The sequence below is a fragment of the Caldithrix sp. genome, from assembly GCF_056497305.1.
This window is the reverse complement of sequence record NZ_JBSMDE010000119.1, coordinates 14,913-41,855: the sequence shown is the minus strand read 5'-3', so window position 1 is coordinate 41,855 and position 26,943 is coordinate 14,913. Positions and strand designations below refer to the sequence as shown.

Below are 26,943 nucleotides of genomic sequence, written 5' to 3'. Positions count from 1 at the left end.
CGTTTTCGCTGCGTTTAAACAGATAAATGCGCATGAGCGGCCCGTTTTCCAGATCAAAATGGCTTTCCACCTCTTCCTGCAGGCGGTGCTTAATCTGCTCCTCATTCAGGGCCTGCACATCTTCTTCCATGAAAAAGACGGGCATGGTTGGATGAATGCGCTGAACGGGCGCGCCGTCTTTTAAATGGAAGGTGGTGCGCAGCGCAGGATGGCGGTCGATCAATTTTTGGAAGGCCTCCCGCATCAGATCGGTATCTACCTGCGAACGGATGCGCACGGCGTAGGCCAGGTTAAAGACGCTTTGCGGATTCATGGTGTGCTGGAAGTACATGGCCCGTTGTCCATGGGAAAGTCTGAAATCAAGAGGCTCGCTGGCCCTGAGGGCCCGACGGGCAAATTTGATTTTTTCGATTTCCTGTTTGGCGCTTTCCATCTGTTCCAGTACCAGGTTGGTAAGATCGTTGATGGAAGGCCCCTGCAACAGCGTGGCAATGGGAACCCCGATCTCCAACTGACTTTCAACGGTATTTTTTAATTCGATGGCCATTAGCGAATCAATACCGAACTGCGTGATGGGCAACTCATGGTTGATCTGTGCCGCCGGCACTTTGATCACCCTGGAGAGTACCTGACTCAAATAATCGCGGATCAGATCAAAACGATCTTCGGGATTCATGGCCTGTACGTCGGATCGCGTTAGCGATTGGCCCGCTGTGGAAGCAGTTTCCTGGTTTGTTTGTAAGGCCAGCAATTCGTGTAATATGGACGGGATGTGCTCCGGTGATCGGTTAGCGAAAAGATTTTCCCAGTTGGTTTCCGTGATGATCAGATGGCCTTTTTCGATGGGGATTAATTCATTGAGAATCGACCAGCGGCCTATGGCTACCGAAAGATCGTCCGGCAGCGCGCCACCTAACTGCACATGCAATGAGGGCAGATCAGCTGACAACCGTTTTTTGTGCAATGAAAGCAAGTAGTGATCCAGACTAAAGTGCGTCTGTTCCTGTGTTGATTCATCATTTAGCACAAAGCGGCTGATTGTAATAAAAAAGTCCAGAGGCAGATCGTAGGTTTTCAAGAAGAGCGCTTCAATGGTAGCCAGATTTTCAATGAGGTAATCGGGATGGATTTGTCCCAGATCCATAATCAAACCGTGCAGGCCCTTAGTTGAGATGTAGCGGTCGGTTAAAAAATCGATTTCCTGCACATTTTCGGGCAGATCAATCTGACCCGGGCCATTCAGGGGCAGAAAATCAATGGTCTGCACACCCTGTTTGATCATCAACTGAATGAGTCCCATGGTATTTACAGTTTTGGGACCGACGATCAGGTAGCGGGCGTCGCTGAGGAAGACGGGCGACACTGGCTTTGCAGCTACGCCTTTCTGTTCAAAACTGAGCACAAATTTTTCATTGCCTTTAGATTTCTGCATTTTGTGTAAGGCCAGGCCCACTTGATTGAAAGCCAGAGTTTTAATGGCCAACGGCAGGTATTGTTGTTTTTCCAGTTTTAGTTGCACTTCGCTGGCGATGCGCTGAATTAATTTGGGTTGTTGGAGCGCTAAGTTTTCAAGATCGACGGCAAAAAAGGCAATATTGTAACGCAGATTGTGGTACACGATGGACTGACCAAAAGAGTCCCGCGGATTCAATTCAACAAAGCGGCCGAAATCTTTCAGCAGGGCAAAACTGTTGACCACGTTTTCACTGGAAGAAGTATTGACAATCACATCCACGCCGGCATTGCCGGTGATGTGCAGAATTTCGTCGATAAAGTTCATATTGTTTCCGGAAAAGAGGTGATCGACCTTTAAGGCTTCCATGACTACTTTTTGCTGTTCATCTCTGATCGTGGCCAGGACCGTGCATTGGCGCTCTTTGGCCACCTGGATCAGGGCCTGGCCCATGGGAGTGTCGGCGTCCAGAATCAGGATTTTTTCTTGCGGTTGTATTTGCGCCAGATAGTTCAGGGCATAATGTGCTGTGAAAAAGTGGAAGGGCAGAGCCGCCGCCTGGGCAAAAGTTAAATGTTCGGGCATGGGAATAACCAGGTGGGCATCGGTCAGAGCAAATTTTTTAAAGCCGTGATGAATGAGGCCCATCACCTTCTGGCCCGTTTTGAGACTTGTAACTTCTTTTCCTGTGCGGGTGACTACCCCGGCAAATTCAATACCGATTTTATGCAGGGCGCCGGGTTGGCTTTCGTCGGCCAGGTGCAGGTCTCGGGTGTTTAAGCCCAGGGCTCTGATTTCAACTTCAACTTCGTGGTCAGCCGGTTCGTAACGCCGGACGGGTAACTGGATCTGTGTTGGCGTTGGAGCCTGCGCTTTGACGGGCACCTGGCGTTTTAAGCGTGGCACGTAAAAAGTTTTGTGACGCACAGCCAGACGCTGATCTTTGAGGGGTATCTGGATGGCGCTCAACAGGGTACGCGGGTCGAACACATCCACATCGATCTGTTTTAGGTTTTTCTGATTTCTGCCAAAACTGAAGAGCAGGTCACCCAGTAGAGCCTGCTCCGGATCGCTATCGGTTACACTGCCATTAACAGAAAAGGCATTTTGCGTGATTAGCCAGAAGTTCTTTAATCTGGGGCAAATGGCGTTGGTTAAACTACGCAGGAATTGCTCGTTTTTAATTTCAGAATCCAAAGACCAGAGGTAGAAGGCTTCCGTATTGTTCGTGATCAACGGATCGAGTAGGGTAAGCGCTTCTTCTAATCGGGCACTGTCTAAACTCAGGGTCTGATCATCGTGAAAAGCGTTTTCCTCGCCGGAAATGATGGTAAATTGTTCAAAGCCCTTTTCGTTTAACCAGGCTGTTAATTGCTGTGCTTGAGGAGATTGATCGCTGAAAATGAGCCAGCGGTTCCCCAGCGGCCTTTTTTGTGTGTGGGGACCTGCATCCGGCAGCTCGCTCCAGCTCAGTGTGTAACTGATATTGGCCAGGGCTTCATGCATGGGGATGGCTTTGAAACGTAGATCCTCAATTTGCATCAATACATTTTCATCGGTATCGAGTAAGGTCAGGTCGATCGACACATCGCCGTTGTGGGAGGTGTTTCTGATAAAAACCCAGAACTCGTCTTGTGGGGCACGAACTAATTTTAAGGATTTAATGGCTTTTAAGGTAAACGGCGGCAGAGGACGCTCTTTTTCGGCCAGCTTTAAGGCAATCAATTGAAAACAACTGTTAATAATCAGCGGGTCGATGGTGTAGGGCTGGTCAGAAGGGGTGCGCACCTGGCTTAGGTTCATTTTGGCCAACAATTGATTGCCATTTTGCCACATCGCTTCAATGGAGTTTTTCAAAGCGTCAAACCGTGCCGGCAACTGTTCAAGCATTTCTGCCGAAATGGGCTGCGCTTCCTGCATGATCTGGCTGATGGAGATCGGCTTGTCTTGCTGAAGGTTGAGGTCTCTGTTAATGGTTCCCAGACTGTGTAATTTCCATTCGTGCCAGGAGTTGCCCCGAATTCGGCTGTAAGCCTGGAAATAAGCTTTTTTAGGTGAAACGGGAATCAGGCTAAATTGTAATTCACGATTTTGATTGTCGCTTAAAGTGAACAGATTTTTAAACAGCAGGTCGTTCAGGGCCACTTCCCGCTGACCGAACACCTGCGCGGAGGCAGCGGCCGCCATTTCCAGGTAGGCGGTTTCCGGTAAGAACGAGGCTTCCAGATTGGCAGAGGTCATGAAAGATTTCAGGTACTTACCGTCCAGCTTAATGGTCCAGTTAGTGCGCGCCGGGAAAAAAGGCGAGCGTGTTTCGGTGCCCAGCAGAGGATGAACCGCAGCAGTCTGATCGCTGCTGATCGCTTCGTTCTCCCTTTTTAGTTCATCGGTAATCCAGAAGCGCTGGCGTTGAAAGGGATAAAACGGGACATCCATTAATTGTCCCACTTTGTTGTACAATCTGGACCAATCCACAGGGTAGCCCATGGTAAACAGTGTGGCCAGGGAGCTAAGCATACGCTGGCGCTCCGGCTCTTTGCGCCGCAAAGAAGGTAAAATCCAGGCCTCTTTTTGAACTTCCATCACATTTTGTTTTAGATAATTTTTAAGCACCGGATGGGGACCAATTTCAATAAAAATATTGAAATTTTTCTCCAGCAGCTGATCAATGGCCTGCGAAAAGTGGACAAATTGCCGGACATTTCGCGTCCAGTATTCGGCATTGTAGTCATCGTCTTCTGCGAACCTGCCGCTCACGGTCGAAACAATGGGAATCTGCATCTGATGTACCTGGATGCCTTCCAGCGATTCGCGCAACTCGTCAAGATAGGCATCCATGACCGGGCTATGAAAAGCGTAATTGACCGGTAATTTTTTGAAGAAGATATCTTTATCTTTTAATTGGGACAAAACGGCGTCAATGGCCGCTTCATCGCCGGAGATGACTGTGGAGCTTACGCTGTTGTGCGCTCCGATGGACAGGCGGTCGGAGAAGGGGGCAATCAGTTTTTGTACTTCATCCAGCGGCAAATCGATGGCTGCCATCTTGCCCTGGCCGGTCGCTTTTTGCATCAGGCGACTGCGGTGGTAAATAACCTTAACCGCCGTGTCCAGGCTGAGGATGCCGGAAACATGGGCGGCGGCCACTTCTCCAACGCTGTGACCGACCACAGCATCGGGTAAAATACCCCATGTTCGCCACAGAGCCACCAGGGCCACCTGAATGGCAAACAGGGCCGGTTGGGCGATTTCCGTTTCGTCCAGTCTGGAGCGCTGCTCATCGGCCAGGAGTTCTTCTGTTAAATTCCAGTTCGTGTACTCACTGAGTAACAGGGAGATGCGATCTATAGTTGCTTTAAAAACGGGCTCGCTATGGTACAATTCGCGGCCCATGGCCCACCATTGCGGTCCCTGTCCGGAAAAGACGTAAGCGATTTTAAAATGGATATTGGGATTCACTACGCCACTGATCAGATGGGCGTTCTCTTTGTTTTCTGTAAAATCCTGTAAATGCTGCTCTAATTCTGACTTACTCTGGGCTATGACCGCCAGGCGCTGATCCAGATGGGTGCGTTTTAAGGCAGCGGTGTAAAGCAGGTCGTAAAGCCGGTCGGGATCGTCGTCTAATTGGCTATGCATAAAACGCGAGTAGGAACGGGCCAGGTCTTTCAGGGCGTTTTCCGTTTTGGCCGAGAGCGGCAAGATGAAGGGCTTTTGATCGATGTGTTTTCCACGATCAGGGTCGGGCGGCGTAATTTCCGGCGCCTCTTCCACAATTACGTGGGCATTGGTTCCTCCAAAACCAAAAGCGCTGACTCCGGCCAGCCGTTTTCGCTGACCTTTTTTCCAGGGCATATTTTGCGTGGGAATGTGTAACGGTTCGCCATTCAATTTGATATGCGGATTCCATTCCTTAAAGTGCAGGTGGGCCGGAATTTCTTGATGGTACAGCGCCAGAACTGTTTTGATTAATCCGGCAATGCCGGCTGCGGATTCCAGATGGCCGATATTGGTTTTTACCGAACCGATGTACAGAGGATTCTCTTTGCTACGCTTTTGCAGGAGCACGCGTTTCAAGGTTTCAATTTCAATGGGGTCACCGAGGGGCGTGCCCGTGCCATGGGTTTCCACGTACTGGATTTGTTCGGGTTCTACTTCGGCATTGGAAAGAGCGGCTAATATGACCTTTTGCTGAGCCAGGCCATTTGGCGCTGTAATGCCGTTGCTTTTTCCGTCCTGATTTACGGCGCTGCCCCGGATTACTGCCAGAATGCGATCTCCGTCGTTCAGGGCATCGCTCAGGCGTTTTAAGATGACCACGCCGGCGCCCTCGCCGCGTCCGTAGCCATCGGCGTTGGCGTCAAACGTTTTGCAGCGGCCGTCCGGTGAAAGCATGTGGGCCTGTGAAAAAGTAATGGACAGTTCCGGCGATAAGATCAAATTAACGCCGCCGGCAATGGCCATGTCGCAATCGCCGTTTAATAGACTTTGGGCTGCCTCGTGTACTGCCACCAGCGAAGATGAACAGGCCGTGTCGATGGCCAGGCTGGGCCCCTGCAGATCGAAGAGATAGGAAATGCGATTGGCGGCAATGCTAAAGGCGTTTCCTGTGCCGGAATAGGGATTGATCTTGTCTAAATGTCCGTGCTGCAGGCGAATGTAATCATTGGAGCTGATGCCCACAAAAACGCCTGTTTTGCTGCCCATGATTTTGTTGGCCGGTAAACCGGCGTGTTCAAAGGCTTCCCAGGTGACCTCCAACAGAAGTCGTTGCTGGGGATCGATTTGTACGGCTTCTCTTGGTGAAATACCAAAAAAGTTGGCGTCAAACAGATCGACGTTTTCCACAAAACCGGCGGATTTGGTAATCATTTTACCGGGCGCTGGTTCCGGGCTGTAAAATTGGTCGGCATCCCAGCGGTCAGGCGGCACTTCGCTTATGCCATCTACGTTGTTCTTTAATAATTCCCAGAAAGCACGCAAGTCCGGAGCTTTGGGAAATTTGGCTCCCATGCCAATGATGGCGATCGGTTCTTCGGGCTGCATTTGCGGTCTGGTTTTGACCATGGCCATGGCTGTGGAGATGTCTTCCTGAGCCAGGTAGCGGGCCAGTTCTTCGATGGTGGGGTAATCCCAGATTAATGTGGGCGACAGGGTACGACCCAAAAAATCTTCCAGATCGCCGGCCAGGCCCACAGCCTGAGCAGAATCCAGACCAAAACTAATAAACGGAGCCCGAATATCGATTTGTGATTCGGGTAAGGACAGATTCTCGGCCAGATGTTTAATCAACCATTGTTCAATGACTCTGGTTTTCTCATCTTTGGTGGCGGTCTGTTTTAAGGCGCTTTCCCACGCTTCTGGCAGCTCAGCAGGCTCTTTTTCAACAGACGGCTGCACAGGCGCGGCCTTGGCCCGCCATTCGGCTACAACCTGCAAATCGTTGTTTAAAAAGTCTTCTTTCGTCGCCCGACGTTGAATTTTACCGCTGGATGTTTTGTTAATGGTTCTGGCTTTAATCAGAACCACTGCCACGGCCTGCAAGTCATGATTTTCGATAATAGCCTGACGAATAGCGTCAATGGCTTCATTGAAATTGGCATTTTTGGACTGGCGTACTTCGGCTACAACAACCAGCTCTTCCTGTCCGCTCTCTTCAATGGTGAAAGCCGCTGTGCAGCCCTGGCGGATCATTGGATGGGCGCTTTCTATGGTTGCTTCAATGTCCTGTGGGTAGTGATTGGTACCGCGAATGATGATCAGGTCTTTTACGCGCCCCGTAACGTACAAACGTTGATCTTTAAGAAAACCCAGGTCGCCAGTGCGTAAATAGGGGCCGTCATTGCTGCCTTTAATAAAATTCTGGAAGGTCTCTCTGCTCTCTTTTTCTCGGCCGTAGTAGCCTGAGGAAACGCTGGGCCCCTTTACCCAGATTTCACCGATTTCACCTGGTTTACACGCTTCAAAGGTATCGGGATTGACAATAGCCACCTTTTGTAAGGGATGGCTGTAACCGCTGCTCACCAGGGTTTGCGAATTTTCGTCTTCTGCCGGAACCTCCAGAATTTTGTTCTTTTTTAAAGCGAATTTATCGACATGCAGATAGACCGGGCCTTCGTCGGATTTGGAGCCGGTTACCAGTAAGGTGGCTTCGGCCAGACCGTAAGCCGGGAAGAAGGCTTCTTTTTTAAAACCTACCTTGCTAAAAATTTCTGTGAAACGGTCCATGGTGGAAGCGCGCACCGGCTCGGCGCCGCTTAAGGCGCAAAACCAGTTGCTGAGATCGAGATGCTCAATTTTTTCCGGCGTGGCTTTTTTAATGCAAAGCTCATAAGCAAAATTGGGTGCTGCCGTGGCTACCACTTTGTCCTTAGGAATGTTGTTGATCGCTTCCAACCAGCGCAAGGGATGCTGCAGGAAGGTAATAGGGGACATCATGGTACTTGGAACGCCCCCGTACAAGGGCTGTAAAACCCCGCCAATGAGCCCCATATCGTGGTAAATCGGTATCCAGAAAACACCTTCACCATTTTCTGGATACTGCATTGTGTCTCTGATAATCCTGGAATTGGCCAGCAAATTGTAATGCGTTAAAATAACCCCTTTGGGATCACCGGTAGAGCCCGAGGTGTATTGTAAAAAAGCAATGGTGTCTTCATCAACCTGAGGATCGGTCCACTCATTGGCCAGGCTGGTGGGCACTTTATCGGTGGAAATCCATTCCAGGTCGCCTAAGGTGTGCGATTCAGCTACCCCTGATTTGCTTCCCGTGAAATAACGCATGGTGGTTCGAAACTTGCGTAAAAAGGGCATGCGTCCCAGTGTATTGCCAATTCGGTTACCCAGACGCAACATGCGGATCATCATCATGATGGAGTCGGTAGTCAACGAAATCGTTGATTTGGAATCATTGACAATGGCCTGTAAGCGCGGCAGCGAACGGTTTAAGCGGTTGGGGTCTGGTGGATAGGCCGGCACGGCAATGACATCGGCATAAAGACAACCAAAGAAGCCGACAATGTATTCCAACCCTGGAGGATAGAGCAAAAGGGCTCTGTGTCCGGCCAGACCTTTTTTCTGGAGCGAAGCGGCCAGGGCTCTGGCGCGGGCGTCCAGCTCGCCATAGGTCATGGTGATGGCGTTTTTGCCATCTTTAAGATAGGTGTAGGCGCGTTTGTCCGGTTCCTGGCTGGCCCGCCAGCGGACCAGTTCTACAAGAGTGCTAATATCTTTTTCTTCAAAATGTTGAATGCGTTTTTTTTGGGCCATGATATGCTTTTCCCGTTAAAATTTTTTACTCAAAATTTCGCTTTAAACAGAGAAAATGATTCCATAAAAATCACAATTTCACCATTAAAAATAAATTCCTTTGCCTGATGATCTTCATGTCTCTTCCTGTACCCGCACCACTTTTTGCCAGGATGTGCCGTGTCGTAAACGAAAAGAGCGACTAAACGCTGAGAGATTACGATAGTTTAGCATCGGGTAGATTTGTCCGGGCGTTAACTTTTTTTCAAATAATAGGACCGTTTCGTAGTGATCCAGCACATTCTGTTTAAAGGAACGGAAATTGGATTTAAAGGTTTTTTTCAGTAACTCTCTGAACTGATATTCGGTTAATTGCAATGTATTAGCCATGTAATTGATGTTTAGAAATTTAATCGGTTCTTCTTCAATAAACGAAATAACCTGTCGTGTGAAATGGTTTTGTTTGGTCGGGATCAGGTGCCGGGGAAACCGTTTCCAGTGCTCCTCCCAAAGCTTTTTTAATAAGTCGATTAAAAGGACCTGGCGGCCATCGCCAACTACACAATGTTTGATGTTGGAATTGTACAAGAATTTTAAAGTGTCCGAATCTAACCTCGGGGCATAGAAGATGACCGGGCTTAAAATAAACTGCTTTCTGAGTCTGTACAATAAAGGCGCTGCAATGCTGTTCGTGATGATAAAATGGATCTCCTTGTTTTTCAGACTTCTGAAGAGTCGGTTGCCATCAAAACTTCCCTGTTGAATCATCCATTTCCAGTCTGAATATTGACTTAAAAGGGAAATTTCATCCTCATGGACAGTATGGTTGCCATTTAGAAAAAGAATTTTAGGCAAAATTCCTCCTTGAATGTATTGCCTCACAAATGATTAATAACAGCCACGATTTTTTATCATTTTATTTGAGATTCACCCACTAAGCACCAATATATTTAGCAATTAATGCCAAATTTGATTGTGATTCACATCACCTATGATGCTCAGGGATTTTTATTAAGGTATTTTGAGGCCAGCATCAGATTAGCCTGTCAGGCCAGGCACAGCAGATAGTTCGTGCGTTGTGATCATGAAAAGCGGTGAATGGTCTGAAAAATTATGAGATGTTCAAATTTCTGTTGGGTTGGCTATTTTGGACAGGCAGGATAAGTTTGGCGAGCGCAGCCTGTTGTAGCGAAACGGATATCCCGATCCTCGTGGACAGGTCATTCAACCATTCAACTAATCAACAATTCAACGCTTTTACTTCTTCACACAGCACAAAAATTTTAGCACGCTAAAGCGTTATATCTTTTGAAGGAAGTATTTTAATAACAACCTGCTCCCTCACAAAAAATTCGTAATTTTTAATTTAATAATGCTCCTTATTGCATTTTTAGCTTTGTTGCGTTCTCTGGAATTGCTTAATGGTTGCAGATCTGCGGCTTTAGAACAAAACCATCACTCAACACTTTCATGAAAGGGCTGCAATCAAAATTAAGAAAAAATCTTCCTCAATAGACGGTGTACGAGGCCTGGTAAAAAGCAATTTTCTGGCCGTCCTGAGAGAACGTAGGCCAGCGCCCGTGACCGATTAACGTTTTATTGGAGCCGTCCGGGTTGATTAACCACAAGTTGAAAGCATCGTAGGGATTGCATCGTTTACCGCCAAGCGTGTCCTGTTTCGTAACCTGTACGTAAGCTATTTTGTCTCCTTGGGGCGCTAAAGCGTAATCCATGAAGTAATTATCCATCTCTGCAATGTGTCGGGACTGTTCTGTTTTTAAATTGAAAAGCGTCAAATAATAGGGATTGCCGCCGCCGGCAAACAGAGCCCATTGGCTGTTTTGAGAAATGTACAAAGGCCCCCAAAGATAGATGAGTTTCAATAACAAACTGTCTCTATTCTCTGGAGAAACAAACACGCGAATGCCATTCAAACGGTTATTGTAAGCTCCGCTGTAGTAATAATAGACCACCGAATCCTGTAAATCGAAATGGATATAGGTGAAGGCCGGAAAATATCCGTTGAATTGACTGAGTTCATCCTTTTTAGAGGTTAGAGTATCAAATCGTGCTGTGTTTAAATCGTAAACGATTAAAAATTGAGCAACGCCCATGTCAAATCCGTTAAACACAATGTGCTGATTGTCTTTGGTGAAATTGGGGTAGCGGTCCGGAGCAAAACGGGAATGGGTTAGATTTGTAATGCTCAAATCGACAGGATCGATCAAAAACAGATCGCAGCCGGCATCGGCATCCACAGCGCTTAAAACGACCTGGCTCCCATCTGAGGTAACATCGGCTTCCCAGAGCCGGCTGAAGTTCACTTCCCGCGATTGGAGCAGGCGCATGCTGTCCAACGCCAGCAGTTGTAAACGTTCCTCGTTAATGAGCAGTAAATTCTGGTTGTGATTGACGAACAATTTGATCCCCATGCCAAAATTGCTTTTTTGTAAGGACGTGCCATTGCTGTTGACCAGAGCAAGCGTGAACTGTGGGTAAATTTCGCCATACAAAACGTCTTCGTAATAATCGCCTTGTGGTGAAACGCACGAAGACACCGTAATCAGGCTAATAATTACCAGAATGGCGCTAATTCTGAACATTTTTTTACCCTTTCGAATTATGTTAAAATGATGGGTTGAGGATGCATTTCAATTTACGATCGTTTGAAACCAAAATCAATTGTGTAATGTCTTTTTTCAGGGCCTGTTTGAAGCATGTGGAGCGGTTAAGACTTCAGGGCGATGGTTCCGGAGTCGTTCCATTAAAAACGATTATCATCCTTTGTGAAAATGCCCTGTCTTTTATTGCATTTTATGTGCAGAAATGATTAAGTTTGTTACAACGAATGAAACAGATGTTCAAAAATTAAACAAGCGGGGATGAATATGAAATCATTTAAGATTTATTGGACCAAAACGGACGAAGCACCCTACCTGGCCAGTTTTGCCTTGTTACCTGTACTCAAGGCATTTACCAGCCATACAGGAATCGAATTTGAAGTGAAAGATATTTCGCTGGCCGGTCGTATTCTGGCAAATTTTCCTGATTATCTGAAAGAAAATCAGCGCGTGCCGGATGCCTTAAAAGAATTGGGCGAGTTGACTCAGGATCCTGAAGCTAATATCATCAAACTACCCAATATTAGCGCTTCGATACCGCAACTACAGACGGCCATCAAAGAATTACAGGAGAAAGGCTATCCTGTGCCGGACTATCCAGAAGAGCCTAAAACAGAAGAAGAGAAGGCGCTCCAGAAGCGTTATTCCAGAGTGCTTGGCTCGGCTGTTAATCCGGTCTTACGTGAAGGAAATTCAGACCGGCGTCCGGCCCCGGCGGTCAAACAATTTGCCAAAAAGAATCCGCACAAGTTGATGAAACCCTGGCCCAAAGAGGGTTCCAAAACGCGCGTAGGCCACATGGAGAAGGGCGATTACTACGGTAGCGAGCGATCTGTGACCATGAAGCAGGCAACAAACACACGCATTGAATTTGTGGACAAAAAGAGCCATGTAACCGTGCTTAAGGAGAGTTTGCCCCTGGAAGAAAAAGAGGTGGTGGATGCTGCGGTGATGAACGTACGCGAATTGCGTTCCTTTTATGAGCAAAAAATCGAAGAGGCCAAAGAGGACGGCATCCTGCTCTCTCTGCATCTAAAAGCGACCATGATGAAAATCTCCGATCCCATCATGTTTGGCCATGCGGTTTCGGTTTACTACAAAGAAGCTCTGGAAAAACACGCCGAGACGCTTAAGGAAATCGGCGCCAATGTAAACAATGGGCTGGCCGATATTTTGCAAAAGATTCAAAAGTTGCCGGAAGAAAAGCGGAAAGAAATCGAGGCGGATATCAAAGCTGTTTATGAAAAGCGCCCCGATCTGGCCATGGTGGATAGCGACAAAGGGATTACCAATTTGCATGTGCCCAACAATGTAATCATTGATGCTTCCATGCCGGTAGTCATCCGGGACGGCGGCAAGATGTGGAACAAAAACGGCGAATTGCAGGACACCCTGGCACTGATCCCTGACCGGAGCTACGCAACCATTTATCAGACGGTGATTGAAGATTGTCAGCGCAATGGCCAATTTGATCCGGCGACGATGGGCAATGTGTCTAATGTGGGCCTGATGGCTAAAAAAGCGGAAGAATACGGCTCTCATGACAAAACCTTTGAATCGCCTGGAGAGGGCACCATTCGTTGTGTGGATGAGCAGGGACAGGTTGTTTTAGAACAGGCCGTTCAGGCGGGCGATATTTTTCGTATGTGCCAGACAAAAGATGTAGCTATTGAGGACTGGGTGAAATTAGCGGTTAAGCGAGCCAGAGTGACCGGCAATCCGGCGATTTTCTGGCTGGACGATCGCAGAGCTCACGATGCCCAGGTGATTGCCAAAGTACAAACCTACCTTAAAAACCATGATTTGACTGGGCTGGATGTGCGCATCATGCGTCCGGACGATGCCATGCGTTTTACATTGGGACGTGTGCGTAAAGGTCTGGACACCATCTCTGTTACGGGAAATGTCCTGAGGGATTACCTGACCGATCTTTTTCCCATTCTGGAATTGGGCACCAGTGCGCGGATGCTCTCCATTGTGCCTCTGTTAAAAGGAGGCGGATTGTTCGAAACCGGGGCAGGAGGCTCCGCTCCCAAACACGTGCAGCAATTTCTGAAAGAGGGCCATTTACGCTGGGATTCCCTGGGTGAATATTGCGCTTTAGTACCCTCACTGGAAATGATCTATGAGAAGACCCAAAATCAAAAAGCAGCGGTACTGGCCGAAACCCTGGACCAGGCTGTAAGTATGTACCTGGAAAATGGGAAAATGCCTTCCCGTAAGGTAAATGAACTGGACAATCGGGGCAGTACCTTTTACCTGGCCATGTATTGGGCTCGCGCCCTGGCCGAGCAGGACAAAGATCAATGGCTGAAGGAACGCTTTAAACCCGTGGCAGAAGCACTGGCCCAAAATGAAGAAAAGATCAATCGCGAAATGCTGGCTGCTCAGGGACATCCGGTGGATATTGGCGGTTATTACTTCCCGGATGAAGAACGCGTGGCTGCCGAAATGCGTCCCAGTCCCACATTTAACAAGATTATTGACAATCTGCTAACATTGTAATTTCTGTCAATATGGCCCGGGCCTGACAGGCTACCGGGCCTTTGAAATTTTTTCAGGCTGTTTGGCATTTGCAGAAATCCATCCTACATGGTTTTGTTATTCCTTTTGGCTACCAAAAAATTAAACATCTGTTCACTTAATTAAACTGCTCATCTTTTTTTAAAAAGATTATTTCATAGTGTAACCCATTTACAATCAAACTGTTACAAAAATATTTAATTCCTGGCACCAAAATTGAAATAGCGTAATGGGAAGTAAAAGACGCGATGGCTTTTCCCGGTTAACGGGATGGCCCGCGCCAGGCGTCGATGCAGGTTCTGTTTTTTTTCGTTTTAAAATACTTCCTTCACAAGATGTAATGCATTAGGATTCTACTCGTCCCGCGGAAAGGGCAGAACTGCAAGCGGTGCAATTTAACCGGTGTCAAAGGAGGCGACAGATGTTAACCGAATTGAGGGCCAGCGCCAGACCCATTCGCCAGGCAAAGCATCGAATGCACTTCCTGATTAATCAGAATGCAGCGGCCGGGCGCACATTCAAACGCTGGCACAGGCTATTACCATTAGTCCGTGACTGCTGGCAAAACAACTTCACCTATTCCACAACGCGATTTGGGTGGGAGTTAAAAGATATGGTGCGCTACATCCTTGATCGCCATTATCCAGCGGTGGTGGCCATGGGCGGCGATGGAACTTTGCACTATTTACTCAATGCCATCTTCTTTGCCGAAAAAGAGGCGTTAACTAAAATGCGCTTTGGCCTGTTAAATAGCGGTACAGGTCAGGGACTGGCTCTGAGTCTTGGTTTGCCTGCCAATCTGAAGCAGCAGTTGCAGATTATTGAAGGCGGGCGGACACAATCAATCGATCTGGGCCTGATTACCTACCAGAATTTAGAGGGCAGAAAGCGCCATCGGCTTTTTGTCAATGAGTGTCAGATTGGTCTCGGGGCCCGGGTGGTACAATCGTTAAATCATCGGTTAAAGACCATGGGCGGGAAGTGGGCCTTTGGTTTAACCGCGGCTTACTGCTCTGTGCGGGCAGAAGCCCCTCAAATCGAAATGGTGCTGGAAGGAGCAGCGCGTCTCTCTTTTAACAGTCTGGGCCTCAGTATTGGAAACGGTCAGCGGACCGGTGGCGGAATGCAATTAACACCTTTAGCAAAATTAAACGATGGCCTGCTCGATGTATTGGTCGTTCATCAGCAAAGTTTGAAAAGTCGTTTGCAGAACTTAAGCCGCATTTACACTGGAGAACACATTTTGCGGTCAGGTTTTAGCTATTTCCAGTTTAAGACCCTGGAAATTAAAAGTAAGGTAGCGCTGCCGGTGGCGGCTGACGGCGAGTTTTTAGGATTTACGCCCTGCCGACTCACCGTGCTGCCCAATATTTTGAATTTTCTTGTCGGTTGAGAGGGAGAAGGACACTATGAAAGACAAAGTACAAAAATGGTTGTTCGAGAAGCGCATTTTCGTTTCTTTCGCTATTGTTGCCCTGGTTTGTGCTCTGGCCTTTGGCCGTTTTAAAAGTCATTTTATGCTGGGCGGCATTTTGTTTAAATGGCTGGGATTTGCCGCGGACTTTTCTCAAACCATGGCCTTTGTGCTGGCCGCTTGCTTCATGCTTCTAGCTTCGCTTTTACGAATGTGGGCCGGTACCATTCTGACGCCCAGGACCATGATGCGCTTTGCAGTTCAGAATGAGCATTTGATGACTATTGGGCCTTACCGGCTGGTACGCAATCCCATCTACGGTGCCGATTTAATCGCATTTGTCGGTTTTGCTTTGGTATTGCCTGCCGTGGGCTTGTTGATGCCTGTGCTCTTACTCCTGCATTATCAGGTGATTATTCATTACGAGGAAAAGGCTCTGTTCCAGAAGCATGGGCAGCAATTTGCAGATTACTGTAAACGGGTGAACCGCTTGTTTCCGGGAATCAAAGGTTTTAAACAGTGGCCTGTTGTAGTTAAGGAGTGGGCCTGGAGTCCGGAAGGAGCTTTGCACAATGCGCTCTATCTGTTATTTGTACCGGGATTCCTGGTAAGCGCCTTTAGAGACCAGATCTGGCCGGCGCTGATCATTGGCCTGCCTGGCGTTTTGTTCTGGACGGTGCTTCATCTGCAGCTGGGAAAGGCAGAACATGAGAACTGGTTTAAATTCGGAAAAAAGCCAGGCCCTTCACGATCTTAAAGCATTAACTCAGGAGTGGAATCATGAATTTTTTTATTCAAAAAAACCAATCTCTTCCGGAATTGGAAAGCCTGATGCTTCCATTAATCAACACACTGAGCGCGCGTGGCTATCAGCTACAAAACGAAGCGCAAGATATCGGGTTTGTGCTGAACCTAATCGATTTCCGTAATCCTGCAATTTTTTACCGGCGTTCCAGGGCTATCTTTGTAATCTCTTTTATGGCTGTAAAACCACCGGTTGAAAATTTAAGAGCGCTCTGCTACCAGACTCTGGTGCGCACTCTTTCCAACATGCTGGTCTGTTTTGTGCTGGAAGGATCTGGCCAGAATAAGGTCTGGATTACTACTCCGGAAGCGGGATTCTACCCAACTGATTTTAGCGGCGAAACGATTTACCAGGCCATTCGACCTGTGATCAATGCTCATCTGGCCATCGATAATATTTTGCAATGCGATTTGCCCGAAGCCTATTGGCAGGGCAGTGACCTGGTGCGACAAATGCGTAAATTTGGACGGGTTTTGAATGATCTGGGACTTTTGCCGGCTCCATTTGCCCTGGAGCAATTTTTGTCGCCGGAAGACTTGCAACATTTGTACAACCTGTTTCGCGTCAAAGGATTGAGCTATGGCAATTTAAGCTGCAGAGAAAACATTCCTCAACTTGGAGCAACGACCTTCTGGATGACGGCGCGGGGCATCGACAAGGCTCGCATTGGAAAAGTGGGGCAGGATGTATTGCTGGTAACAGGCCTCGACAAAAAGACAGGAAAAGTAAAAGTGAGTGTTCCGCCGCTTTATGACCGTAGAGCGCGCGTTTCGGTTGATGCGGTGGAACATTTCTTGATTTATGACCATTTTAAAGATGTCGGAGCCATTGTTCATGTTCATGCCTGGATGGCAGGTGTACCGGCCAGCAAGCAAAATTTTCCGTGTGGCACCATTGAGTTGGCCAGGGATGTGGTCCATCTGCTAAAACAAACGCCTGATCCTGCCCATGCTGTGGTTGGTTTAAAAAACCATGGATTAACCATTACCGGATCCAACCTTTCTGAAATTTTCCAGCGAATTGATGGCAAATTAATTCGGCAGATTCCCATGGTGGCCTGAAGTTCATTCATCAACCTATTTAAATGGTTTGTGTAAGATATTAAGCGGACAAAAAAATGGAGGAAAAAATCATGAAATTTCAAATTTTTCGAAACACCGCATCGATGATCTGTTTGTCCGGTCTGTTTTTAATGGTTTTTAACCTATTTGCCCAAAACGGGAAACCACCAGCCGGAATGGTGCTCGTCCCGGGCGGCTCCTTTAAAATGGGTATTGACAGTACAGACATTCCAGAATTGGTTCAGATGGGCCGGAAGGTTCCGCACATGGACACCGGACACGCTCTGTGGTGGTTCGGGGACGAAATGCCTGTCCACATGGTAACCGTACATTCCTTTTACATGGATATTCATGAGGTAACCAATCGCCAGTTTCGCGCTTTTATTGAACAGACGGGTTATCAGGCAGAAGGTCCCTGGGAAAAATACGCCACGCCGGGACGTGAGGATCATCCTGTGGTCAATGTAACCTGGAACGATGCCCGGGCCTATGCCCGCTGGGCTGGTAAGCGTTTGCCTACCGAAGAGGAGTGGGAATATGCAGCCCACGGGGGTACGCAATCTAAATGGTTTCCCTGGGGGAATCAGCCTGACCCGGCTAAAGCCAACTATCGCGCTCAGGGAGAGACCTTCTTTGCCGGGATCATTCGTCTGATCGGCTTACGGAAGATGGGCACCAAACCGGTGATGAGTTATCCGGCTAATGGCTATGGCTTGTACGATATGTGCGGCAATGTCTATGAATGGACGACCAGTGATTATCTGCCCTATCCCAACGGTGCGGCAGAAGAATGGAGATACGATAAGGAGGGGAATAAGGTGATCCGCGGGGGGAGCTGGGAAACTCCCAATCCGGTTTTCATGCGCATTACCTCGCGTCATGCCCGAAAACCAGCGGCCTACGACTGGAATCTTGGATTCCGTTGTGTAAAAGATGTGGAGCCTTGAGGCGCCTGTAAGGACGTAACAACGGGTAGTAGAAGGTTCAAAACCAGTCTGACCAGATAGCCGCAGACAGGGATTGTGAATAGAGCTGTTTTTAAAGGACACCCGGTAGATTTCTGTAAAGTGCGTCTGTGGAGGTCGCTCTGCCTAAAGAGATGAGGTTTAACAATGGAAGTTAAGTAAGATGGAACTTGTGTTGTGTTAGGCCAAAAGGAGTTTTAGCCCGCTATGGCAGGAGATGAGAAAATCTTGTTTTTGTTAAAATGGGAAGATTTCCCATAACGATCAATCAGAATTCAAAATGACCTATGTGTTCATTTTTAAGAACTCAACCATAATGAACAGGGGAGGAGTAAACATGAGACACGCTTTTAAAAAACATCTCTGGCTTGTGATGGCCTTCAGCCTGGCCATCCTTGCTTCCTGCTCCAAAACGTCCACCAATAATCAGGATAAGGAAGGCGGGCAGGTTCAGTTTGACGGGCTGTGGTTTGGTTCCTTTATCCTGCAACCTGCTCAGCAGATGCATTTAACCTTTGCCATGATCGATCCACAAGGCGAAGCCTTCTTTGGCGTGTACGACACGACCTATTTTGATTTTTCGGTGAGTTTGCACGGTACCTTGAAGGAACAGGATGAAAACATCAAAGGCAATCTCGATGTACTAACTGTTGACGGGAAAACGGGCAATCAACTTCAAGTTTATAATGGGAAGATCGTTCGCACTCAGTTTGAAGGCAACGATGTTCGGGGACTGGTGGCTAAATTTGCGGGAAATGCACAGGTGTTCGATGGTTCGGGCGATTTAAGTCTGGCGGCCAATGATCCGGTTTACGAAACGGCTTCTTCGCTTAGTGCGGTGTCAGGCACCTGGACCCTGGTTGAGGAAGACGGCATCTCGACCATTGTGGTCGGTTCTCAGGGAAATATTTCCGGTGGAACGAATTGGGGCGCTACATTTGCTGGCACGCTGGAATTGATCAATGCCCAAAAAAATCTCTATCGAATTAAAACCTTTACCATTGCAGGAGCCGATCAACTCTATGACGGCCAGTACCATGGTCTGGCTTCAATCATTGATGAAACACTGATTGTTAGTTGTGTGAAGGATAATGGCAGCTTCATGTGGAGCGATGGATTTACCAGAAGCCAATGAATGCAATAGAAAATGGTAGGAATAAATGATCTTACGGCGCTCATTAATCTGCCTCCAGTCAGCGATGTGTAAGCGGGAATCCCTGCCATACTCTCCGGGATTTCCGCTTTTTCTGAACCACCACCTGGCTTTTCCATTATCGGGGCTGGTACATTTCCTTTTCTAATAAAAATCCCTCAGGGCGATTTCCAAAAAGCAAAGTGTTTCCTGCCCGTGAAGCAGGCTGCGTAATCGATTTTTCGACCGGAAGCAGCAGAGATCATTTCCAATAATCCGATTGCACATTTTTTTGAGTACATTGTGCACAGAATAATTTTTATTTTAGGTAAAGATTCTTTAATTTAATTTTTTGTACAAACAAATGCTTTGGAGGATAGAAATGAGAGAAGTAATTGAAGCATTAGAGCCAAAACTGGTCTGGAAAAACTTTTATTTGATCAGTCAAATTCCCCGTTGTTCCAAGCACGAAGAAAAGATTCGCGACTTTTTAATCCAGTTTGCCAGAGAGCGCGGTTTTACCTACAAAGTAGATGAAGTTGGTAATCTGGTCATCGAAAAGCCGGCAACGCCAGGCATGGAAAATCGCCCGGGCTGTGTGATTCAGGGACATATGGACATGGTTTGCGAGAAGAATAAAGACACGCAGCACGATTTCTCCAAAGATCCCATTAAATTGAAGGTAGAAGATGGCTGGGTTACGGCCGAGGGAACCACTCTGGGCGCAGACAATGGTATTGCCATTGCCATGGCCATGGCTTTGATGGAGGCCGATGATGTACAACATCCTCCCCTGGAATTTTTGTTCACCGTGGACGAAGAAACCGGCCTGACCGGTGCTTCGTCGTTGAAAAGCGGTTTTGTGCAAGGCAAGTATTTGCTGAATATCGATTCAGAAGAAGAAACCACGTTGTTCATTGGTTGTGCCGGCGGTCAGAATACGATTCTGCGAAAGAAAGTGGAATGGCTGGAGCCCCACAGTGACCATACCACTGTGTTGTTAAAAGTGGGCGGATTACGCGGCGGACATTCCGGTTTAAATATTCATCAGGGACTGGGCAACGCCATTAAACTGTTGGGACGCCTGCTTTACAATCTCAATGATTTGTTTCACTACCATATTTCAGACATTAACGGTGGCAGCGCGCACAATGCCATCCCGCGTGAAACCGAAGCTGTGCTGGATGTGCCAAGCGATCAGATCGATGCCCTGAAGGCTTTTGCTCAGAAATATGAGAAAATCTTTAAAGACGAATTGCAATTTGTGGACAAAGATGTAACCGTTAAGATTGAAGAGCACGCAAGAGCAGAGAAGGTTTTCAGCACACCGTTTAAAGATCAACTGGTGCGCTTGTTGTACGCCGTGCCGCATGGTGTAATGGCCATGAGTCAGGCTATTGAAGGGCTGGTGGAAACATCCACCAACATGGCGACTATTGCCACCAGCGGGGGTGAAGTTGAACTACTGACCTCACAGCGTTCTTCCATCGCCTCATCCATTACCGATATTTCCGATCGCGTAAAAGCCCTGGGCGAGCTGGCCGAATTTGAAGTGGAACAAAAGGATGGCTACCCGGCCTGGCAACCCAATCCGCATTCAAAGCTGTTGCAGATTTGCAAAAGTATCTACACCGAAAAGTTTGGCAAGGAGCCGGAAGTTACCGCCATTCATGCCGGTCTGGAATGTGGCATCATTGGAGAAAAATACGAAGGGATGGATATGATCTCCTTTGGGCCGGATATTTTGGGTGCGCATTCTCCGGACGAAAAAATCCGCATTGAATCCGTTCAGCATGTCTGGGAATACCTCCTGGAAATCTTGAAGAAGATTAATTAGCAAAGCGGCAGCTGAGGATGCGTAACTCAAGCTTTAGCTTGAGTGTGAGAGCTATTTAACCAACAACATCTTCCGCGTAATGGCTTGCCCGCCAAAGGTAATCCTGTAAAGGTAGAGACCGCTGGCCACGGTCTCTCCTTTTCCATTAGTGCCATCCCAATAAAACCTGTGGCGCCCTTTGTTTAAATGTTCCTCCTTTAGAAGGCGAATCAGTCGGCCTTCTAAGTCATAAATTGCCACGCGAATTTGTCCGCTGCGGGGAAGCTCAACCTCAATATTTGTACTGCCGTTAAATGGATTGGGAAAATTCTGGGCCACCTGGAATTGCTCCGCTATGCCCGCGGGCTTTTGTTCCAGGTTATTTAAATCAAAGAAAAAATTGAGAATGCGTTCCATAAAGGCGTTGCGCTGTTCTTCACTGTCAATGGTTTCAAAAGGGAAGGCCAGGTAAACCAGTTTTCCGGGGACCGTTCCCGAACCAAACGTACCCTCATATTGCACAGCGGCGATCAGATTGCTGCCCTTGTATTGCAGAGCAGGTAGGGCCCCCCCATAGGCTTTAATGGCATCCGGGTAATCTTCGGGGTAAGGTTGCTGACCATAGCTCAATTCAAGTCCCTCAAAAATAGCGCCACTTAAACCGCTTACCTGATAGATCTTTGAATCGTCGGCCACGTAATCGGCTTTGAGATAGTTGTGCAAAAAGGCTTCATCCTGTGCTGTGGAGCCAGAAGAACCATTGTCCTGATCCAGATCCCAGGCGATTTCCGATCCGCTGACAAACAGACGCCCCCCGGCTTCCAGGTAGGCTTTGACCAGTTGCTGTTCCGCTGCACTAAAGGTTTCGTCCTGGGTGGACTCGTCGCCTAACATCCAGATAACGGCCTGGTAGTCATTAAGTTGAATACTGCCATCAAGAACGGCTTCATTGGCTGCGCAATCAAATCCAAATCCGTTGGCTGCCAGGGCCTGGCCGTGCAGCGCGGCAAACCAGTGGGCCTGTTCATGCCAGCTTCCGCTGCTCTGAGTCCGGTCAAAGCCATCCACGATTAAGATGCGTTGATTTTGCTGTGCGGGCAGGGTGCCGTACACATCGCTAAAAGCGCTTTCATTGGGTGGATAGGCATCGTCCACGGCAGACAATCTGGAAAAAACAGGTTTAGAAAATTGTACGTTAAATGTGGTATCGCTTTTGTCTGCGGATAATTCATGTTCGTCGCTGTGCAAATTCCAGCTCTCTGCATCCCAGCTAAAATAATACCGATAGCCCTCCAGGTCGGAATCGCTGACCGGGTACCAGGCGATTTGCATGCCCTCCGGCAGGCTGCGCGTAAAACGCAGGGTTGGCTGGCCTGGAGGCAGAGCGTCCTCGCCCGTTATTTCTACCGGCACGTAAACCGTATCGGCATTACCCCGCGTGTCTTCGGCAAAGACCATTACCACATATTTTCCGGAATCCAGTTCAGTGGTGTTCCAGAAATCATCAGACTCCAGGCGGTTGGTGACAATGTAAACATGGCTGGTAGTGCTTGACAGTTCGTCGAAAAAGACATTGTGCACGTAAGAATTACTCGGTTTGGTGTCAAATTGAAAACGCACGCCACTGGCCGATGGCGCTTCAATAACGGTTGAGGTGTCCTCATTAAAAATTTTGTAGCCAATCTTGTAAATGCCATTATTGCGTCTGGAAACCGGAGAAGAAGGCGGGCCGTTTTGCTCGTCAACCTTAACCACAATATCTACAGCGCCACTTACGCGCGCTGTGGGGAATTTTTGAAGACTGTTGTTGATGTAAAAATGCACATAACGAATAATCGGCGGCCAGGGGTCTTCCAGCGGAGTTAAACCCTGGTTGGGTAGCATGGCGTTTTTTTCAGAACCGACATAGCCGTAAGTAAAATGAACATGGCCCATGCCCGGGTAAATGGTTCCCAGAATGGTTTGACCGGCAATCACCCTATCGCCCACCGATAGCGAGGTGTTGGGATTGATGTGCACGTAGGCAATGTCATTCACGCGTACGTAGGCATTGGAGCCGCTGGTGGACATGCTGACGATCGTTCCGTCCTTAACCGGGTAAACCGGCTGGCCATCTGCCTTGGGAATATCGGTGCCGTTGTGAAAATGATCGGATGAACCGGTGTCGCGGAACTCGCAAAAGGTACCGGTGATTTCGTGGCTTTCATGAAAGGGCGTGACCGGCCAGGGAAATTGTTCCTGACCCTGTGCCTTAAAAACCATCAGCACTAAAATTAAATAGAAACGGTGAACCGTGAAGAATGGTCGCCGATTCAAACCATCAAAGACCCGCATGTTCAGAGTTTGAACGGATGAAAGCAGTCGCAAATTGTTGAAGAATATTTCTTTCATTACTGGACCCCGGATTTGTACAGATTCTGGATAAAGCCAATGTAAATTTCGTTGTTTCTGAATTGTAGGGCTGGCCTCAGGAATTTTTCCCCTTCGAAAACGATCTGCTGCAGGGCGCTTCCCTGATCATCAAAAATGTGCAGCAGCGGCTGATGGAATTCAAAACGATTGCTGGTAAAGCGTTGCACTGCCGTTAGAACCGCCGCTTTCTGGCCTTCCTCGTCCAGTTTTACTGCGCTTACCATTCCTTTTTCCGGCAAAAAATGGTGTTCCCATTCCAATGCTCCACTGCGTAGATTGATCTGACGTACCGTGAAACGATCAGCAAGCAGGGCGCGTTTTTGCTGGCGGGCGAAATCGGCGTACTTAAAAAGGAAGGGAAAGGTCTTTTGCACCGCGCCGTCGGATTGAATCAGCAAGGTCTTTTTGACCAATGGTTTAAACAGATAAGCGGCGTACACGCTAACCAGCAGATGTTCGCCATCGGGTGAAAAGGCAATATTGGAAGGCGCCGCTTCAGGGAGGGCCTGTTGCCACAACAGATGGCCCTGTAAATCAAATAAGAAAAGATGGGGCTCGCCTTCAGGTTCGGGCGCATTGGAATCCAGAGGCGCGCTGCCACGCTTACTGGCCAGCACAGCAATCCGTCCCTGCGTCGTTGCCACCATCAGAACGCGTTCCAGATCATAAGGAGCGTCGTCGAATAGTTCTATCTCCCGCAAAAGTCGCCCGTCAGACGAATAAAAGGTAACCCGTCCGATGGGCGCTTCGTTCAAAACCAGGCCGCCATTGTCCAGTACGCTTAGCTCAGGGATCGACTCCGCATCCTGTAATGACTGTTCCATGCGGAATGAAAGAGTGCCTGACAGAGAATAGACCTGAACCACCAATCTGGGATACCGCCTGTCTTTGAGCGCAGGGAGCAACTGAGTCAGAGCATAAAACTGGTTTTCCGGAGAGGTTTTAAATTCATAAAAGTGCGGTGGCAAGGCAAGCTCATGAGTCGCCGTTCCGTCATGAATCAACAGTTTTTTTGCCGTTAGCGAAAAATAGCGCAGAGGAGCGTCTGCCTGTCCAGGGATTAAACGCCATTGCTGAACTTCTTGCTCAACGCGAGTCAATGGTTGCGCCTGAAAGACCTGATGAAGGTTTTGTGGCGTAAATCCCAAGAATAAAAAAGTAACGAACAACATTAAGCGCTTTAACATGGGGCCGATCCCTTTTTGTTTTTGTTGTAATTTGGCTCATGGAACGCAAAAAATCAATTATAAATGTTCCAGAAAATAATCCGAAATTTTCTGGTACAGGTGAACGCGATCCATACCGAACATGTTGTGTTCATCGCCCGGATAAACAAAGTAATCCACCTGCTTTTGTAAGTCAATGGCCTTGCGCAAATAGAGCAGACTGTTTTGCCAAACCACCACTGGATCTACTGTACCGTGAATGATCAGTAAACGGCCTTTCAGATTTTGAATGTAGTTCAACAGACTTGCTGTTTCGTAACCATCGGGATTGCTTTGCTGGGTGTCCATGTAGCGCTCGCCGTACATTACCTCGTAGTAGCGCCAGTCGATTACCGGCCCGCCGGCCACCCCCACTTTAAAGACGCCTGGCTGACGCGTCATCAGCGAGATGGTCATGAAGCCTCCATAGCTCCAGCCGTGCACACCGATGCGTGTGCTATCTACGTAGGGCAGATTTTTAAGATATTGAATGCCGACCATCTGATCCTGCACTTCGATGGTGCCCAGGCGGCGGTGAATGATCTGTTCAAACTCCAGGCCGCGGTTATTGGTGCCGCGATTATCCAGAGTAAACAGAATAAAGCCCTTTTGAGCCATGTAGTAAAACCACCAGCTCCAGCCCCGTAAAAAACTGTTGGTGATCATTTGACCGTGGGGACCGCCATACACATAAACAATAACCGGATATTTTTGGGCCGGATCAAAATCAGGGGGTAAAATGAGACGCGCATTTAAAATATCGCCTGCCTTACTTTTCAATTGAAGTAACTTTAACTGGCCAATTTTGTAGTCGGCCAGAGGATTGGCGGCATTAAGCAATTCGCGTAATTCACGGCCATTGGCGTCCAGAAGCGCAATACGATGGGCCGTGGAAATATTGCTAAAGCGATCCAGTAGAAATTTGCCCGCTTTTTGAAATTGAACAAAGTGAACACCGGAGGCGTGCGTTAATTGGTTCAGACGGCCGGATTTCAACGACACGCTAAAGGCCTGACGCTCCAGTCCATCATTGGCTGAAGCCAGAAAATAGGCCTTTTTGCCACTGAGGTCAAAACCTAAAAAGCGCGTGACATCCCATCTGGAAGGGGTTAACTTCCGCAATAGTTTACCGTCGTTACGGTAGAGATAGAGGTCGTTGTAACCATTGCGTTTGGAAAACCAGACGAAACGACTGGCATCTTTGTTGACGAACAGGGGGCCGTGTTCCGGTTCCACCCATTGTTCATCGTTTTCTTCAAAAAGCGTTTGTTGCGCTAAGCCGTTGTACGGATCATATTTAACAAGACGCAGATGATTCTGATCGCGGTTTAGCTGGGCTACGTAGATAGCGCGTTCATCCGGACTCCAGGTAACGCTGCATTTGTAATGATCTTTGGGCTCTCCGGTTTGCAGGTAAGTAATGGAACCGGTCTGCATGTGGTACACGCCAATGGACACCTGTTCGCTGGTCATGCCGGTGAACGGATAGCGGATGTAACGCAATTTGGCCGGTCGGCTGTCAATATCTACAAGAGGATATTGTGTTACCATGCGTTGATCGACGCGGTAAAAGGCAATGTGTTTTCCGGAAGGCGACCAGAAAATTCCCTTACGAATGCCGAATTCCTGGCGATGCACGTAGCTGTCTCCATTTAGAATACCATCTTCTGTGTCAAAAGTAATCTGAATGGATTTATTCGGTTCCAGAGAGACGTAGAGGTTCTGACCAATGGTGTAGGCCACGTAGTTTAGCTCCGGGTGGAGCTCCACGTTTTGGGCCTCATCCGGAATTTCATTGATCAATCGCACTTCCGGTTTAGTCAGATCGCAGATAAAAAATTGCATCTTTCGCCGGAAGCGGAAGGAATTGTTGTTCAGCCAGTGAATTCTTGGAAAATGACTTAAGGTTTGATAGCCAGCGGCGCGCATCAGGACGTTTAAAGAATCCAGGGAAATGAGCATTTGGGCCGTTCCTGGTCCGGCTTCCACAGCGATTAAGCCGAACTGATTTTCCAGGGAATCGACGTAAGTGAAGGACTCACTGCTGCCCCGCCACTGGAGCTGATCTAATGTTTCTACCTTTAAATTTTGAGAATAGCCCAGAATGGCTTCTTTGAGGGTCAGTAATTTTTCTCCAGCAGTCAGGGAAGTGGCCAGAATGAGAGAGAGGAATATTAACAGAATTTTTTGCATGAGGACCTCCTATTCTTTGCGATTAGTAATTTGTGTTAATCCTGAAAATAATAAATTCAGAAACACAAAGCATGGGAATTTTGAAGAGGCCCTTT

At 48.0% G+C, this 26,943-nt stretch carries 13 protein-coding genes; 7 read left to right on the top strand and 6 right to left on the bottom strand.

What is annotated here, in order from left to right; all coding sequences use genetic code 11:
* From ACWB0I_RS10030 to ACWB0I_RS10020, 3 genes are all read right to left on the bottom strand, one after another.
* Positions 1-8,722 (bottom strand): beta-ketoacyl synthase N-terminal-like domain-containing protein (locus tag ACWB0I_RS10030; protein ID WP_479387925.1); only part of this gene is annotated, 8,722 nt, incomplete at its 3' end.
* Positions 8,723-8,836: 114 nt separating this feature from the next.
* Positions 8,837-9,556, bottom strand: coding sequence for a hypothetical protein (locus tag ACWB0I_RS10025; RefSeq protein ID WP_479387924.1), 720 nt, complete (start codon positions 9,554-9,556; stop codon positions 8,837-8,839).
* Between the two features lie 653 nt (positions 9,557-10,209).
* Positions 10,210-11,304 (bottom strand): TolB-like translocation protein, encoded by a 1,095-nt coding sequence (locus tag ACWB0I_RS10020; protein WP_479387923.1) that lies wholly within the window; start codon positions 11,302-11,304, stop codon positions 10,210-10,212.
* Positions 11,305-11,589: 285 nt separating this feature from the next.
* Here ACWB0I_RS10020 and ACWB0I_RS10015 point away from each other — a divergent pair, with 285 nt between their 5' ends.
* The 7 genes from ACWB0I_RS10015 to ACWB0I_RS09985 all read left to right on the top strand — a co-directional run bounded on the left by ACWB0I_RS10015 (position 11,590) and on the right by ACWB0I_RS09985 (position 21,059).
* On the top strand, positions 11,590-13,827 hold the full coding sequence (locus tag ACWB0I_RS10015; RefSeq protein WP_479387922.1) for an NADP-dependent isocitrate dehydrogenase: 2,238 nt from the start codon (positions 11,590-11,592) through the stop codon (positions 13,825-13,827).
* A gap of 439 nt (positions 13,828-14,266) precedes the next feature.
* Positions 14,267-15,238 carry a diacylglycerol/lipid kinase family protein gene (locus ACWB0I_RS10010; RefSeq protein ID WP_479387921.1) on the top strand — a complete coding sequence of 324 codons (972 nt, stop codon included), beginning with the start codon at positions 14,267-14,269 and terminating at the stop codon, positions 15,236-15,238.
* Positions 15,239-15,254: 16 nt separating this feature from the next.
* On the top strand, positions 15,255-16,016 hold the full coding sequence (locus ACWB0I_RS10005) for a methyltransferase family protein (protein ID WP_479387920.1): 762 nt from the start codon (positions 15,255-15,257) through the stop codon (positions 16,014-16,016).
* Between the two features lie 23 nt (positions 16,017-16,039).
* On the top strand, positions 16,040-17,125 hold the full coding sequence (locus ACWB0I_RS10000) for a class II aldolase/adducin family protein (protein WP_479387919.1): 1,086 nt from the start codon (positions 16,040-16,042) through the stop codon (positions 17,123-17,125).
* 71 nt (positions 17,126-17,196) lie between these two features.
* Positions 17,197-18,072, top strand: a complete 876-nt coding sequence (locus ACWB0I_RS09995; RefSeq protein ID WP_479387918.1) for a formylglycine-generating enzyme family protein — start codon at positions 17,197-17,199, stop codon at positions 18,070-18,072.
* A gap of 355 nt (positions 18,073-18,427) precedes the next feature.
* On the top strand, positions 18,428-19,225 hold the full coding sequence (locus ACWB0I_RS09990; RefSeq protein WP_479387917.1) for a hypothetical protein: 798 nt from the start codon (positions 18,428-18,430) through the stop codon (positions 19,223-19,225).
* 379 nt (positions 19,226-19,604) lie between these two features.
* Positions 19,605-21,059 (top strand): aminoacyl-histidine dipeptidase, encoded by a 1,455-nt coding sequence (locus ACWB0I_RS09985; RefSeq protein ID WP_479387916.1) that lies wholly within the window; start codon positions 19,605-19,607, stop codon positions 21,057-21,059.
* A gap of 51 nt (positions 21,060-21,110) precedes the next feature.
* Here the strand turns inward: ACWB0I_RS09985 and ACWB0I_RS09980 are convergent, their stop codons facing one another.
* Genes ACWB0I_RS09980 through ACWB0I_RS09970 form a run of 3 tightly spaced genes read right to left on the bottom strand, consistent with a single transcriptional unit; the run spans position 21,111 to position 26,848 of the window.
* On the bottom strand, positions 21,111-23,429 hold the full coding sequence (locus ACWB0I_RS09980) for a T9SS type A sorting domain-containing protein (protein ID WP_479387915.1): 2,319 nt from the start codon (positions 23,427-23,429) through the stop codon (positions 21,111-21,113).
* Entirely contained in the window at positions 23,429-24,637 is a 1,209-nt protein-coding gene (locus ACWB0I_RS09975; protein ID WP_479387914.1) for a hypothetical protein, read from the bottom strand. The genes ACWB0I_RS09980 and ACWB0I_RS09975 overlap by 1 nt, the downstream gene beginning before the upstream one ends.
* A gap of 57 nt (positions 24,638-24,694) precedes the next feature.
* Complete coding sequence (locus tag ACWB0I_RS09970) at positions 24,695-26,848, bottom strand: S9 family peptidase (RefSeq protein ID WP_479387913.1); 2,154 nt, start codon at positions 26,846-26,848, stop codon at positions 24,695-24,697.
* Positions 26,849-26,943 lie beyond the last annotated feature (95 nt).

Bases quoted from the DNA above. Each gene is read 5' to 3' on its own strand.
- ACWB0I_RS10005 (WP_479387920.1), top strand. From the start codon at position 15,255: ATGAAAGACAAAGTACAAAAATGGTTGTTCGAGAAGCGCATTTTCGTT.
- ACWB0I_RS09970 (WP_479387913.1), bottom strand. From the start codon at position 26,848: ATGCAAAAAATTCTGTTAATATTCCTCTCTCTCATTCTGGCCACTTCC.
- ACWB0I_RS10015 (WP_479387922.1), top strand. From the start codon at position 11,590: ATGAAATCATTTAAGATTTATTGGACCAAAACGGACGAAGCACCCTAC.
- ACWB0I_RS09990 (WP_479387917.1), top strand. From the start codon at position 18,428: ATGAGACACGCTTTTAAAAAACATCTCTGGCTTGTGATGGCCTTCAGC.
- ACWB0I_RS10010 (WP_479387921.1), top strand. From the start codon at position 14,267: ATGTTAACCGAATTGAGGGCCAGCGCCAGACCCATTCGCCAGGCAAAG.
- ACWB0I_RS09995 (WP_479387918.1), top strand. From the start codon at position 17,197: ATGAAATTTCAAATTTTTCGAAACACCGCATCGATGATCTGTTTGTCC.
- ACWB0I_RS09975 (WP_479387914.1), bottom strand. From the start codon at position 24,637: ATGTTAAAGCGCTTAATGTTGTTCGTTACTTTTTTATTCTTGGGATTT.
- ACWB0I_RS10000 (WP_479387919.1), top strand. From the start codon at position 16,040: ATGAATTTTTTTATTCAAAAAAACCAATCTCTTCCGGAATTGGAAAGC.
- ACWB0I_RS10020 (WP_479387923.1), bottom strand. From the start codon at position 11,304: ATGTTCAGAATTAGCGCCATTCTGGTAATTATTAGCCTGATTACGGTG.
- ACWB0I_RS09985 (WP_479387916.1), top strand. From the start codon at position 19,605: ATGAGAGAAGTAATTGAAGCATTAGAGCCAAAACTGGTCTGGAAAAAC.
- ACWB0I_RS09980 (WP_479387915.1), bottom strand. From the start codon at position 23,429: ATGAAAGAAATATTCTTCAACAATTTGCGACTGCTTTCATCCGTTCAA.